Origin of the sequence: Sulfitobacter sp. PR48, assembly GCF_028807335.1 — a bacterium.
Taxonomy (GTDB): Bacteria; Pseudomonadota; Alphaproteobacteria; order Rhodobacterales; family Rhodobacteraceae; genus Sulfitobacter.
This window is the reverse complement of sequence record NZ_JARAMM010000016.1, coordinates 91586-105788: the sequence shown is the minus strand read 5'-3', so window position 1 is coordinate 105788 and position 14203 is coordinate 91586. Positions and strand designations below refer to the sequence as shown.

At 59.5% G+C, this 14203-nt stretch carries 12 protein-coding genes; 7 read left to right on the top strand and 5 right to left on the bottom strand.

Annotated features, from left to right (window positions below; translation table 11 throughout):
- The coding region (locus tag PVW51_RS19190; RefSeq protein ID WP_274576841.1) for a ParB/RepB/Spo0J family partition protein at window positions 1-1014 on the bottom strand (1014 nt) is incomplete at its 3' end.
- An 836-nt stretch (window positions 1015-1850) separates the two neighbouring features.
- Here PVW51_RS19190 and PVW51_RS19185 point away from each other — a divergent pair.
- The 7 genes from PVW51_RS19185 to PVW51_RS19155 all read left to right on the top strand — a co-directional run bounded on the left by PVW51_RS19185 (window position 1851) and on the right by PVW51_RS19155 (window position 9076).
- Window positions 1851-2642 carry an ABC transporter ATP-binding protein gene (locus PVW51_RS19185; RefSeq protein ID WP_274576839.1) on the top strand — a complete coding sequence of 264 codons (792 nt, stop codon included), beginning with the start codon at window positions 1851-1853 and terminating at the stop codon, window positions 2640-2642.
- Window positions 2639-3418 (top strand): ABC transporter ATP-binding protein, encoded by a 780-nt coding sequence (locus tag PVW51_RS19180; protein ID WP_274576838.1) that lies wholly within the window; start codon window positions 2639-2641, stop codon window positions 3416-3418. The genes PVW51_RS19185 and PVW51_RS19180 overlap by 4 nt, the downstream gene beginning before the upstream one ends.
- Complete coding sequence (locus PVW51_RS19175) at window positions 3415-5250, top strand: AMP-dependent synthetase/ligase (protein WP_274576837.1); 1836 nt, start codon at window positions 3415-3417, stop codon at window positions 5248-5250. Before PVW51_RS19180 ends, PVW51_RS19175 begins: the two co-directional genes overlap by 4 nt.
- The gene (locus tag PVW51_RS19170; RefSeq protein ID WP_274576836.1) at window positions 5247-6119 is read left to right on the top strand and encodes a branched-chain amino acid ABC transporter permease; all 873 of its coding nucleotides are present in this window, start codon (window positions 5247-5249) and stop codon (window positions 6117-6119) included. Before PVW51_RS19175 ends, PVW51_RS19170 begins: the two co-directional genes overlap by 4 nt.
- A complete protein-coding gene (locus PVW51_RS19165) occupies window positions 6119-7165 on the top strand; it encodes a branched-chain amino acid ABC transporter permease (RefSeq protein WP_274576835.1) in 1047 nt (348 codons plus the stop codon). The genes PVW51_RS19170 and PVW51_RS19165 overlap by 1 nt, the downstream gene beginning before the upstream one ends.
- 31 nt (window positions 7166-7196) lie before the next feature.
- The gene (locus PVW51_RS19160) at window positions 7197-8363 is read left to right on the top strand and encodes an ABC transporter substrate-binding protein (protein ID WP_274576834.1); all 1167 of its coding nucleotides are present in this window, start codon (window positions 7197-7199) and stop codon (window positions 8361-8363) included.
- A 155-nt stretch (window positions 8364-8518) separates the two neighbouring features.
- A complete protein-coding gene (locus PVW51_RS19155; protein WP_274576833.1) occupies window positions 8519-9076 on the top strand; it encodes a TetR/AcrR family transcriptional regulator in 558 nt (185 codons plus the stop codon).
- 241 nt (window positions 9077-9317) lie between these two features.
- On the opposite strand, the gene PVW51_RS19150 is transcribed toward PVW51_RS19155, so the two are convergent.
- The 4 genes from PVW51_RS19150 to PVW51_RS19135 all read right to left on the bottom strand — a co-directional run bounded on the left by PVW51_RS19150 (window position 9318) and on the right by PVW51_RS19135 (window position 14185).
- On the bottom strand, window positions 9318-11264 hold the full coding sequence (locus PVW51_RS19150; protein ID WP_274576832.1) for a hypothetical protein: 1947 nt from the start codon (window positions 11262-11264) through the stop codon (window positions 9318-9320).
- A gap of 10 nt (window positions 11265-11274) precedes the next feature.
- Window positions 11275-11682 (bottom strand): hypothetical protein, encoded by a 408-nt coding sequence (locus tag PVW51_RS19145; protein WP_274576831.1) that lies wholly within the window; start codon window positions 11680-11682, stop codon window positions 11275-11277.
- A 75-nt stretch (window positions 11683-11757) separates the two neighbouring features.
- Complete coding sequence (locus PVW51_RS19140; protein WP_274576829.1) at window positions 11758-13401, bottom strand: flotillin family protein; 1644 nt, start codon at window positions 13399-13401, stop codon at window positions 11758-11760.
- A gap of 70 nt (window positions 13402-13471) precedes the next feature.
- Window positions 13472-14185, bottom strand: a complete 714-nt coding sequence (locus tag PVW51_RS19135) for a bacteriorhodopsin (protein ID WP_274576826.1) — start codon at window positions 14183-14185, stop codon at window positions 13472-13474.
- Between the last annotated feature and the right edge of the window lie 18 nt (window positions 14186-14203).

Genomic DNA, 14203 nt, shown 5'->3' with positions numbered 1-14203 from the left:
CGCCGCCAGTTCTTCCTCGCGCGCGATGAGACGTTCCTCCTCGGCGAGCAGGTCCGGATCAGGCTCGATGTCCTGCGGATAGACCCGTCCGAAACTGCGAAACGCGCCGTAGTCCACCGAGAGGTGAACCTCGACCCATTTCCACGCCGCCTCGAAGGGTTTGGCCGCAGCCTGCAGCTTTTCGATGGCGAGGCGCTCCAGGAGCTCGGGGTTTTCCATATGAGCGCTGGCGCGGTCATCGAAGAGGTCGCGTAGCAGAACCCCGCCTGCCGCCTCATAGGCCTCGATTCCGACAAAGCGCCCGAGGGCCGAGTTCGCCGAATGGGCCGTCTCGGTCAGATGGCGTTTGATGCTTTGCGGATGGATGTGATAGCTGCCCTTTACCGCGTTCCAGACTGCCAGTTGGCGATCATGGTCGTCGGTCAGCGTGAAGGCCATCACGCATTCGAGGGTCAGATCGCCCGCGCGGAAATGCTCGATGATCTCGGGCGCGACACGGGCGAGTTTGAGGCGGCGGCGCACCAGGTCGACGGAGACGCCGAACTTCAGTGCAATTTCGTCCTCGCTGCGGCCTTCGGCGATCATCTTGTCGAAAGCTTCGAACTGGTCCGCCGGGTGCATCGCCGCGCGCTGGAGGTTTTCCGTGGCAGAGGTGAGAATGGCGTTGCGCTCGTCCTCCACGAGGCAGGTCACCGGGTGGTCTGCGGGGATCACACCGTCCTCAGCTAGTTGTTTCAGTGCCTTGAGGCGACGGCCACCCGCATCGACCGCAAAACGTGTCCCAGACAGCGCATGAACCACCAGGTTCTGCTTGACACCGGTCTCTCGGATGCTCGCGAGGAGTTCAGCTTCGTCACTGGCGCTCGCGGCGACTTTGCGGACGTTGAGCGGGCTCGGCTCCAATTGGTCGAGCGGGATAAGGCGAATGTCGGCAGCGCCGTCAGGCGTTGCCGATCCAGCGGCTTTGGTTTTCTTTGCGGAGGCGGATTTCGGGCGGGTTACGGTCTTGGCCATGGTCAGTGTCCTTGTCATGCCGGACCCGGATGAGACTCTCTCTATCCTTTCAAGCCCGGCACCCGGGCTTCCCTTTCTCTGGCTTTCAAATCGCCTTTTCATTTTCTCACCCAGCCTGCCGTCGCGACCGGCGTGTCGCCCTCGCCCTGCTTCAGAAGGAAGGTTTGCTGCGCCTCTGTGAGCTTCAAAGACTTTACGCGTTTCCGCTCCTCTCTCCCCCGGAGAAGCTCAACCGGAGGCAGCAACTTCGAACAGTCCAGATATCAGGGGCCGGCGTAATTGACCTGCAGACACTCTGTTGTTCGCGAGAAATGTCGGGTTTCAGGTCAACGCCTACCTGGGCAGAGAGATGCCGCCAGGCTGAAAACCGGTGCCACTGTCCAGTGTGATCGACTGGCGCACAACTGCGTGTATGGCTGCCAGCCCTCGGATCAGGATCACTTTGATTGGTCAGGACAGGAAATATCAAGTGATATTGCGACGGCACCTCGACGAGAGAGGTACCGTTCGACTTTGCATATTATTCGCGGAACATCACCGGATTGCACACCCGATGGTCGAGCTCGCGAAGGCTAGAGATGCACCCTGGCCAGTGTGATTAGTTTTGGCTGTCGAAGGTATGCGTTCGATCGTGCTGACGACGGCCGCGTGGCCTGCAACACGTGATCCGTCCGCCAGCCATACGGCGCCATGCAGCAGAGAATGATTTTATAAAAACGAACCGCCGTTTTTTTCTTGACTCGACGTCGTCGAAGCGCTTTTCATGACGTCGCCGTCCATCGTCGAACCGATGACGGCCTGTGGACTGAGGAGCCCGCGGATCCCAGGGAGGGGTAATGCTAGAAGTTGAGAACATTCAGGTGGTGTACGACAACGCGATCGAGGCGTTGCGAAACACATCTTTCCAGGTTGAGCCGGGCAGTATCACGGCGCTATTGGGCTCGAACGGAGCCGGCAAGAGCACTGTCCTCAAATCCATTTCGGGTACGCTTTACCCCGAGAACGGTCGCGTCAGGAGCGGCATTATCCGCTTCGACGGCCAGGAACTCGCGCAGCTGATGCCGGACGCGATCGTGCGCCTCGGAATTGCGCAGGTGCCAGAGGGGCGGCGGCTGTTCATAGAGCTGACCGTCGAGGAAAATCTGCTGATCGGCGGCTATACGCGGAGCCGCGGTGAATGCACTGAAACCCTCGAGGAAATCTACGAACTCTTCCCGCGCCTGCGTGAAAAACGCGGCGCTGTTGCAGGATACCTCTCTGGTGGCGAACAACAGATGGTTGCGATCGGCCGGGCGCTTATGGCGCGTCCGAAGCTGCTGATGTTGGATGAGCCGTCGCTCGGGATTGCACCGGTCATTGTGCGTGACATTTACAAGGCGATTGTCGAATTGAACCGTTCCCGCGGGATGACGATTCTGCTGGTTGAGCAGGACGCGGCGCTGGCGATCAAGACCGCCGGATATGCCTACGTTATGGAGAACGGTCGCGTCGTGTTGGACGGTTCGGGAGAGGACCTGTCGAAGAACGAAGATATCCGGGAATTCTACCTGGGCCTCGGTGCGCGCGGCGACCGAAAATCCATGCGCGATGTCAAACACTACAAACGACGGAAGCGGTGGCTGTCATGAGCGCTTTTTTGGAAGTGGAGGCGCTGGCCAAGAATTTTGGCGGCGTACAGGCGGTTAAGGATGTTAGCTTCTGTGTCGAGAAGGGCAGCATCTGCAGTGTGATCGGCCCGAACGGAGCGGGCAAAACGACCGTGTTCAACATGATCAGCGGTCTGCTGCGGCCGAATTCCGGGCATGTCCGCCTGGAGGGCCAGGCGCTGACCGGCGTGCCCGCGCATCGGATGGCGCGGATGGGGTTGGGGCGCACGTTCCAGAACCTTGCCGTTTTCGGGCATGCCAGCGTGGTCGACAATATTCTGATCGGCATGCATTCCAAGCTGCGCAGCGGCCCGTTCTCGGCCGCGATCTATTGGGGCCGGACACGGCGTGAAGAGGTCGCGGCGCGGGAGCATGTCGAGAAGATCATTGATTTTCTCGAGATTCAGGGTGTGCGCGATCTGCCGGTCGGAACCCTCTCTTATGGTGTGCAGAAGCGCGTCGAATTGGCGCGGGCGCTGGCCAGCGAACCGAAGCTTCTTCTGCTCGATGAAATGGTGTCAGGCATGAATCAGGAAGAAACCGAGGACATCGCCCGCTTCATCCTGGACATCCGAGAGGAGCTTGGGACGACCGTTGTCATGGTCGAGCACGACCTCGGGATCGTAACCGATATTTCGGACAAACTCGTTGTGCTCGATTTCGGCCGCAAGATCGCCGATGGCCAACCCCACGACGTGATCTCGGATCCCACGGTTATCGCAGCCTATATGGGCGCAGAGCAGGGAGCAGCGGCATGAGCGATCTGGTTGAAAATCTCCTTTCGGGTGAGAACACGCTGCCGCAACTTCTTCTGCACTGGGCGCATGAACAGCCCCACGCGCTGGCCTTTCGCGAAAAAGATCTGGGTATCTGGCGCAGGATCACCTGGGGCACATATCTCGAGAACGTTCGATACTTCGCATCCGGCCTTGAAGAGCTTGGATTCCGCTCGGGCGACCGTCTGGCGATCGCGGGCGAAGGTATTCCGGAATGGATGTATGCGGATATCGCCGCGCAGTCTCTTGGCGGGACGTGTGTTGGGCTTTACCCCACCAGCCCGTGGCAGGAGCTGTCTTATATCCTGCGCCATTCCCGGGCCCGCGTCGTGGTTTGTGCGGACCAGGAGCAGACCGACAAGGTTCTGGACGCGATGGAGCACGACGGCCTTCCAGACCTTGACTGGATCGTCTGTGTCGATCCCAAGGGGATGCGCCACTACAACCATGCGAAGATTGTGTTTTTTAAAGACGTGCTTGAGCGCGGGCATGGGGCGGACTCGGTCAGGTTTGAGCGCAATATCAAGGCGCTCAGCCCGGACCAGCCGGCCATTGTCGTCTATACCTCGGGCACGACCGGCGCGCCGAAAGGCGCACTCCTGACGCACCGAAACCTTCTGATCGCTTCGCAAAGCGTTCTTTCGGCTCATGGCTATGACGGGCGCACCCATGAAACGGTTTGCTACCTGCCGCTTTGTCACGTGGCCGAACGCTCGTTTTCCACGGTCATGCATCTTTGCTGCGGATCGGTGGTGGACTTCGCGGAGTCTGTCGACACTGTTTCGGCGGACCTTCGGGAAATCGCTCCGACCATTTTTCTCGGGGTTCCGCGCATCTGGGAAAAACTTCAGCAAACCATTCTGATCAAGCTCCGCGAAAGCTATGCGATCAATCAGTGGATCGTCGACCGCACTATCGCCTATGCGATGCGGAATGCTCGGAAGGAAATCGTTCCGGGTGAGCGCCCCGGTGCAATCGACCGGGCCGCTTTGTGGCTGCTGCGGAAGGTTGTTTTCCGGAATCTCAGGCGATTTGCCGGTTTGCATCGCTGCCGGGCCTGCTTTTGCGGAGCAGCGGCGGTCTCGCCCGAAGTTCTGCTGTTCTTCCGCGCGATGGGCCTGCCGATTTTCCAACTCTACGGGATGACCGAGACAGCCGCCGTCGCCATCCAGCAAATACCCGGAAAAGAAAGCTTTGGCGGTGTCGGTGTGCCTATCCCGTCGATGCAGGTCAAATTGGGGCCGGACGGCGAGTTGATGATGCGCGGCCCGAGTATTTTTGCCGGGTATCTGGATGCGCCAGAGGCCACCGAGAACGCATTCGCCGATGGCTGGCTGACGTCAGGCGACATCGCATCTGTGGATGACGGAGAATATCGGATCGTCGACCGAAAGAAGGATCTCATTGTTACGTCGGGCGGCAAGAACATCGCTCCGTCTGAGTTGGAACACGCTCTGAAGGAAAGCCCCTATGTCCGGGAGGCCATCGTTCTGGGCGACGGGCGCAACTTTGTCTCGGCCCTGCTTCAGATCGATCACGACGTGGTCGCGAAATGGGCGCAGGAACAGCAGCTGTCCTTCACCACGTTCCGCAGCCTGACCGCTTTGCCCGAAGTGCTCAAGCTGATCGATGGAGCGGTCAACGAAGCCAACGCGCGTTTCGCGCGCGTCGCACAGGTGCGGAAATTTGTCCTGCTGGAAAAAGAACTGGACCACGACGATGGCGAACTGACCGCGACGATGAAAGTGCGCCGAAAGGCCATCGCAGAAAAATACGCGGCTCAAATCGCTGAAATCTATGGAGAAAGAGCATGAACTACTTGATCGCTCTGATCGCGGCCGGTTTGGCGACCGGGGCCATATACGGCCTTGTCGCAATCGGCTTTGCCATCATCTACAAGGCAACAGGCATTATCAATTTCGCCCAGGGCGAGATGGTGATGCTGAATGCCTACCTCGGCCTGTCCATCGCGACCTTTTCAGGAGTGGGATTCTGGGCGCTGGTGCCGCTTGTGATCCTGGCGTCTATCCTCGTCGGTCTTGCAGTCGAGTTTCTGTTGGTTCGCCCAATGCTGGGTGAGCCGGCTATTTCCATTGTCATGATGACGGTCGGGCTGGCCGTCTGCCTGCGGTCCCTGGTCATCCTAATCTGGGGCGCCGAGCCGCAGGTTCTTCCAGTTCACCCCGCAGAGGATGTCGTTCAAATTTTGGGCGCCCGGCTCTATTCGACGCAGATACTTGCAATTGTGTGCCTCGCGTTGGTCGTGGTCGGCTTCTTCGTGTTCTACCGGCATACACGTGCCGGTCTTGCCATGCGGGCATCGTCCAGCAATGAGACGGTCGCGCTGCTTATGGGGATCGATGTGCGCCGGATATATGCGCTGGCCTGGGGGCTGGCGTCGGTCACCGGCGGGCTGGCCGGGCTTCTGGTTGCAACCATCTACGAACTGGGGCCGGATATGTTCGCATTCGGTCTGCGCTCGTTCCCTGCGGTGATCCTGGGCGGCCTCGACAGCGCCATCGGCGCGGCCGTCGGAGGCGCGATCATCGGTGTTCTGGAAAACCTCGGCGAAGGTTACATCGGCCGCGGGTTGAAAGAGATCGTCGGTTTCGTGGTGATCCTGATGGTTCTCATGGTGCGCCCCTACGGCATGTTCGGCACCCGTGACGTGGAGCGGGTCTGATGCGCGCAGGTATCTTCAAGGAAACTTATCCCGAACTGGTTCGTCTGACTGACTCAATGCCGGTCAAGGTCTGGTCGATCCTTCTGGTCCTGGGCGCATCGCTGCTGCCTGCTCTTGTCGGCTCCTATGCGCTGAGCTTTGGGACTACGATCGTAATTACCTCGATCGGAGTTGTCGGTCTCAACTTGCTGACAGGCACCTGTGGGCTGATTTCGCTTGGCCATGCCGGCTTTATGGCGGTTGGCGCCTACGGGGCGGGGATCATGGCGTTGGACTATGGCTGGTCCGCGATCCCAGCGATTCTGGTTGGCGGCTTTGCCGCGTCGCTGTCCTCCTTGCTGGTGGGGGTGCCGTCGCTGCGGCTCAAAGGTCTGTATCTGGCTATCACCACATTGGCCTTCACGGTCATTGTGACCCATTTGATCCTGAATATGCCCCAGCTGACGCGCGGTTCCGCCGGCCTCTTCATGCCGGTCGCGGACCTGATGGGTATCGAGATGAAATCGACGGGCGCGTTTTACCTTTTTGCCCTGGCGCTGGCCGTACTGGCCGTTCTCGGAGTGCTTAACCTGATGCGGTCGCGCGTCGGACGCGCGTTTCTGGCGATCCGCGAACAGGACATCGCCGCCGAGATGATGGGCATTCATTTAGCCCGGTTCAAGCTTCTCGCCTTTGCGATTTCGGCTTTCTACACGGGTATCGCCGGGGCGCTGTTCGCCTATCAGGTCCGCTATATCAACGTCGACAGCTTCGGCCTGCTTCTGAGCATCGAGGCTCTCGGCATCATCATCGTGGGCGGCCTGGGATCTGTCGCGGGCGCGGTTATCGGCACTGTCTTCATGACGTTGCTGCCCGAAGGCATCCGAATACTCTTCGATCTTCTTGGGGCTGGCCTTCAGGAGATCTTCTCGACCCGAGCGCTTGAGCTGCGGGGCCTGATCTATGGCGCCGTAATTATCCTCGTTCTGAGATTTCAGCCCGAGGGACTGATCGGGATCTGGCGGGAGGTCCGCCGGATCTGGACGAACTGGCCGTTTCGGTACTGAGCCCGGCCAGACAAACACGGAGGAGACGACAATGAAAAGAATGATTGCGGTTGCCGCAGCGGTGCAGGCCCTGATGGGTCCGGCTTACGCCGAAGCGCCGGGAGTATCCGACCATGAAATACGGATTGGGGAAATCCTTCCCCTGACCGGCCCGGCGAGTTTTGCCGGAAAGGCGCACTACCTCGGCACCAAGATCGCTCTGGCACAGGCCAATGACGAAGGCGGGGTCGGCGGGCGCACGGTCGTGGCGCTGACCGAGGATGACGGTTACGTCCCGGCGCGGACCTTTCAGTCCGCCCAGAAGCTGCTGAGCGTGGACGGGATCTTCGCCATGACCGGCACCTCCGGCACCAGCCACATGCTGGCCATGCTGCCGTTGCTCGAAGAACAGGACGTGCTAACGGTTGTGTCGATCAACCCCGCGGAATCGCTGTACAATCCCGTGCGCGAGAACATCTTCGTTGTCGGCACCAGCTATGGCAACGCGATCCACCGCATCATGCGCCTCGCCGTCGAGGAGCGGGGTCTGAAGGACGGAAAATTCGCGATTATCTATCAGGAAGATGACTACGGCGCGAACGTCAAGGCCGGGTATGACCGTGCGGTCGAAGAGTTCGGACTGAACAGCGTTGCCGAGATTCCCTACAAGCGCGGCCAGAAAGATTTTGCAGCCGAGATGTTGCGGGTCGCGAATGAAGGCGTCGATTTCCTGATCTCGGGCGGCATCATCTCCGAGAATGTCGCAGTCTTTAAAGAAGCGCGCAAACTGGGGCTCGACGATCTGGGCATCGGCACTGTCTGGACGGCGCATTTACCGATCGTCCAGAAGCTGGCCGGTGAGGCGGCCAACGGCTATCTGACTGCAGATTACGCGGCGACGCTTTCGGAAGAGGCGGCCCAACCGTTCATGGAGTTGGCCCGGAAATACCTTGACGAGAGCGAGGTTGCTGAGATCAATCGTTACTCCATGACGTCCTACGCCGGCGCGACGGTCCTGGTTCAGGCCATGCGGGAATGTTCCGACGATCTGACAAGGGCTTGTGTCAAAACCGCATTGGAAAGCGGTAAGGCCTTTGAGGTGGGCAGCGCGCTTGGTGCTGTGACCTTTGCGCCTGATCGTCATTTCTCGGATTCTCCGGTGCGCGTGTTGCGCAGCGATCCGGAGGGTGCAGGTTTCGTGCCGTTGACGAATTTCTAGCCGATATGTGGGGCGGCCGGATACTGGCCGCCCCGCGCGCAAAGCTTGTGCTACCCCGCATATATGGCTTATTCGCTGACCGGAACATGTGGAGACCCCCCGGGGAAGGCTGCAATACGATGGTCAGAACTGTTGGCTCGGACGGAGCCAAAACGATGCAAGCCATCCGCAAGGCCGGAGTGAAGCGGATTTACAAGCATGGTTTCGAGGCGATGAAGCTGCGGAGCCTTGCGGAGGATGTGGGGATCCAGGCGGGTTCACTTTACAATTACATCCGCAACAAGGAGGAATTTCTGTTTCTCCTGCTGAAGGAAGTTCTGGAAGAGCTTCTCGAAGGGCTTGAGCGGGAGCTTGCCGGTATCGACGATCCGAAAGAGGCGCTGATACGTTTTATCAACTTTCATTTGCGCTGGCATACGGCGCGTAAGGAAGAAGTGTTCATCGGGAACATGGAGCTGCGCAGCCTGTCGAAGCAGCATCTTCAGGAGATTATCAGGATGCGGACCGAGTACGAGTCGCGCCTGCGCCGGATACTGGAGCGCGGAAACGAGGCGGGGGAATGGTCGGTCGCGGATCCGCAGGTTATTTCCTATTCGATCATCGCGTCGCTGACGGGCGTGTGTAACTGGTACTCGCCGCGGGGTCGCCTGTCGCAGGACGAGATCATCGCGATCTATACCGATCACGTGTTGGGCGCGGTGGGGGCCCGCTAGACGTCCGCCAGGGTCACGCGCCATGCCGGGGGCCGCTTCCCGAGAAACGCCGATATCCCCTCTGCTGCAGACCTATTCCAGAATACCCAAGTGGGCCAAAACTCGGCGACTTGTTGTGACCCGGCACATGGAGTGTGTGAGAGCCCTAGGTCGGACGCAGTGCGCGCCAGCAGGTCCTAAGCGCGCGGTATTTCGACAATGTCCGCATCACTGCCCGATGGCACCGCGCCCGATCAGGGTTCTACCCGAATATCCAGGCCAGTGTTGCAGTGGTGCCGGCGATCCCCAGGATGATCCAAACGGTTACGGCCATCCGATCGGTCCGCATCCCGCTTTCTGCCAAAGCTGCGCTTTGTCCTTTCCGCACTTCGCTTCCATGGGCCGTCGCGAGCTGCATCCGGTCAGCGAAGAACCAGATCATCGCGACCCCCGAAGCCCAGGCGATCATGATCCAGACAACGATCGAAGGCAGACCCAGCATATTCTCCTGCTCGCGACCCACTGTCCGGACAAAAAGTGAGTTGCCGATAGCGATGCCGGGCCCGATGGCCAGAAAGAACCAGGCCAGTGCGACGGACCAAGCCGTCGAAATGACCGGCGTCGAAAAGGGCTGAGCGGGGAAAGTAGATTCCAGGAACCGGGTCAGGGCGTTCCAGCGCTCGCCCTGATCGTGGTAACGGGTGATGACCGAAATGACCAGAACTGCTCCGGTGTTGAAGAACAAACCCCAGCCTACAGAGTGGATGGTCCAGGGCGCGGGGCCCCAGGGCAACTCCAACCCGACAAAATCCAAGGCCCGAATGCCGAAGGGTTCTGTCACGAAAACGCAGAATACGCCGATTAGCGCCCCGACCGCGATGGAACGGTGTGCGATGCTGATCCGGTAGCAGGCGGCGACCATCGCCGGTAAAAGCTGTGCGGCCAACGGCAGGCAGAGCGATGCGAGCTCTGCTGAAAGGAAAGGGGCTGTTATCGACATCAGCACGGAAATGAGAACCAGGATCGCGACCAGGATACGGATCGAAGCCACGGCAAGTTTGTCGCTCAGATCCCGATGATAGTATCGGCGGTATATATCGACCACGCCGAGCTGAGCGGCGGCGAGAAAGCTGCCGGAGATCAGGGCAAAAACCAGCGAGAAAAGACCGAAGTAGAGAGCTGCCATGAACCAAGGCGACAGCTCCGACACGCGCTCCATCACCTCACCTGTGATATCCGGCATGTTGCTGATCAGGCCGAACCCGCCGACGATCATTGCGAATGCCATGATCGCGGCTCCGACCGCGCCGGCGGAAACCCAGGTCAGGCCGGGGCCGAAAACCCGGTTCGATTTGCTTGAGACGGCGAAGAGGTACAGTACCGGCGATGCGCTCAGCCCCATGAAAGCGAGCGTCGCCGAGAGAACCATCGCGGTGCTCCACGGGCTTCCGTCGGGGGGGGCGAAACCCGAGCCGAGCGTAAACTGGACGATGCCGGATAGATTGAAGAATGGTGCGGTTCCTTCGCCGTTCATCTGAAGGTCAACAATGCGGTCTGCCAGCCTTTCGAACCCGCCCGCGAGGAATAGAGTGAAACCGATCAGGCCAATCAGGGCAAGAAACCCCATCGCGCCATAAACCGCACCGCTGTACATGACGGCGCGTATTCCGCCGATCACTGCAATCAGTGCGACAATCGAGGCGATGAGAAACAGGGAATAGACCGGATCGAAGACACCACCGGTCAGGTCATGATAGAGCAGGGCGAAGGCCGTCATTACCCGCCCGCCGAAGGCGACGGCAAACAGAACGGCGATCACGGCAGACAGCACCACAAGGGATTTACTGGCGAATACCTCATCGAGAAAGCTCGCCTGGCTGGGGGTATTCAAATGAACGGCCAGAGCCCATATGCGTTTGAAGAGAAAGACGCCGGCAAGCGGTATCAGCACGCAGCCCAATGACATCGAGGCATAGGCAAATCCGTTTTGCGCCACCCCGTCGGCAAGGCCGATGGAAAAGAATGGCACAAAACCAGAGGTCGAAATGACGATGATTGCGGTGAATGAAGGCAGCGTGCCAACCGGGTCGATAAAATTACGGGCGCCTGTACCTTGCTGTACCGCAATGCGGGCCCAGTAAAGTGCGATCCCCAAAAAACCCGATCCAAAGGCGAAGAGCCACAGAGCGGGAGATTCAAGCGCGATCATCGTATTGCCCTCAATCCGGCTGGCGGCTGTGGAACCGCGAAAAGGCTCCGCGCCCGCCGTGCCGGGTAACGATGTGACCGAAAACGCAGCCCGCCGTCACCAGAACGAAGGTGATGGCGATCAGCAGGTCGGTAGTTGAAAGGTCGAACGACACCCAACTCACCAGAAACAGCACGCCCCAAAGTGCCAGAACCGCTGTTCCGAAGGCGATCTCGCCGGGGGTGAAAGTCTGGTCGAAATAGGTGTTCACGATCAGGTGCCCCATGAAAGCACCGGCGAGTACCAGTGCGCCCGAAGCCCCTGTCAGAAGGTGATCAAAGGCAATTCCTTGCAGCATCAGGCAAAACCCGAGCGGTCCCAGGCTCAGCCAGACCGCGTAAACGGTGATACGTCTGTCAATTGTCGCATCTGTTGCCATCCTGACCTCCATTTATTCATGCTGGCGGTCCGCGGCGGGATTGTGCCCGCCGCGGATTTGCCGCTACGCGTCGTACTAGTCCGATTTCGTGGAAGAGCCGCTCCGGCGACGATCCCGGTCGCGTTCGCTGTACATAACCTTCGAAAGGTCCTCCAACGGATCAACCCCGCGTGCCTGGGAAGCCGACAGGCCGATTTCTCCCAGAAGACGGTCGACGAAAGGTGCCTGAGTCCGGTAGCGCAGCGCGGATGTGACGACTTGCTCGGCCGGGTTCCCCGACTTTTCGACGCCGTCTCCATTGCCCGAAATGCCGCCAAGACCGTCCACCTGGAGGATCTTGATCTCGTCGATCTTCTCCATCGGTTTGACGCTCTCGCGGATGATCGCCGGCAGGTTTTCGACAAGGCGATTGTCGATCTCGCTACGCCGGCTTTCCGCAGTGCGCATGTTTTCTGCCTCGTTCAGGGCGCGCTTGCCTTCGGCCTCGACGGCATAACGCTCCTTCATCGCAGCGACGGCAATCCGGTCGGCCTCGGCCTTGTCGGCGGCGGCGGATTTTTCCGCTTCGGTCAGGATCCGGATCCGGGTCGCTTCCGCCTCTGCCTGCTGCTTGGAGTCGATCACTTCGATGGCCATCCGGCGATTGGCGATTTCCAGTTCGCGTACCGTGCGGGTCTTTTCCTCGCTTTCTGCAAGCTTGCTCTTGGCCGCTTCGGCCGCCGCGAGCGAATCCGCCCGTTCCCTGGCCTTCTGCGCGATAGTGATGTCTTTCTCCTGCTCTTCGATCGCCTGCGACATCAGCCGTCGCGTATTGAGCATGTCCAGCTCCTTTTCCAGCTCGATCCGGGCCTTTTCGGTCGCTTCACGCTCGCTGAGACGCTTTTCCTCGATCTCACGCTCATGCACGGCGGACGCTTGCGCGATCTCGGCCCTTTGCGCGGAGCGACGCAGCGATACTTCGGCCTCTTGCGAAATGCGGGCGAATTCGCTTTCGCGCTGGATATTGAGCGACTCCAGTTCCGCTTCGAGATCTTTCTTGCGGATCGAAACCATCGTGCTCTGTTCGATTTCGTTGCGCAGTTTCTTGCGGCTTTCGATCTCTTCGGTAAGTTTCGTCAGGCCTTCCGCGTCAAAGGCGTTATCGGGATTGAACCAGTCTCGGCCGGTTTGATCCACCAGCGTCACCGCAACACTGTCTACCTCCAACCCATTTGTGGCCATGTTTTTCTCAACCGCCTTGCGGATTGAAGCGGCGACATCGTTCCGGTTCTCGTGCAGTTCTTCCAGAGTTTTTGATGCCGCCACGACGCCCATGGCATCGACAAAGCGGCCGTGAACCAGATCGCGAAGGTTTTCGGAACTCATCGTGCGGCTTCCCAACGTCCGCGCGGCGGTGGCCACGCCCTCATTGGACGGCATGACCCGGACCAGGAATTCCACCCCCAGATCAACTCGCAGGCGATCACGGGTGATCAGCGATTTTTCCTGAGCGAGTACAACCTCTTGCCGCAAGGTATTCATGTTGACCTCGGTAAGGCCGTGGATGATGGGCAAGACAAAGGCGCCGCCGCCCATCACAACTTTCTCGCCGCCGAAGCCGGTTCGAACGAAGGACACGTCCTTGCTCGAACGGCGGTAGAGCCAATGCAGAAGATACGCGAAGACTGCGATGACGATCGCCGCCAGGATCACGATTGCAACTATGTTCGCACCATTCATATGCCCATTCCCATCCTACGGTTGATGCGCGGTCCTTCAGCGGACGCCGCGCGTTGTGTCAGTTTCAGGTTCATTTTCCTGCTTCCGCCTCGGCAGGGGCCAGCATCACGGCGACCGTCAGCAGGGCCAGTCCGAATGCAATGCGGTTGGGAAACTCGGCCAGGCTAAGTGTCAGTCCGACTGCACCGTTCGATATGCCGCTGTTGCTGCTGATCAGGAACTGCACCAGCGGGTAAATCGCCCAGCCGACGGCCACGATAAGGCGCAGCCAGAAATAGCCCCGGCGCAGCGGAACGATGCGCGCCCGGGTAACGGCTTCGTCCATCCTCCCGAAAAACAATTCGCCCAAGACGTAGAGCCAAAGAACGATCCCCAGAAGGAAGCTCAGCGTTGCATCGAGGAATCTCGCGTCTCCCAGGTACCGTACGGCTACCATCAGGGCGGTCACCCCGATCAGCCTCCAAAACAACGATACGGTCTGAGGCTCTATCTGCCTGACGGCAAAATAAAGTGCGGCGATCTGCAGCGGCATTGAAGCGAGCCATCCCGCATAGAAATAGTCGACCGGTGCGACCCCGGTCGCGACCCAGCTCGCACGTGTTTCATAGGCACAAAGCGTGCCGACCAGTGCGGCAAGTGCGGTCAGAAGAATTGGCAGCTTCCAGCCGCGCCGGACCCATGCCGTTCCCATCAGCAGGAAGACACTTGCTGCGGCCAGCGCCAGAACCGACGCGGAATAGCCGGCGGCGACGATATCTCCCGCATTCATATAGGTTCCTGACATTGCTCACTCCGTCCTTGT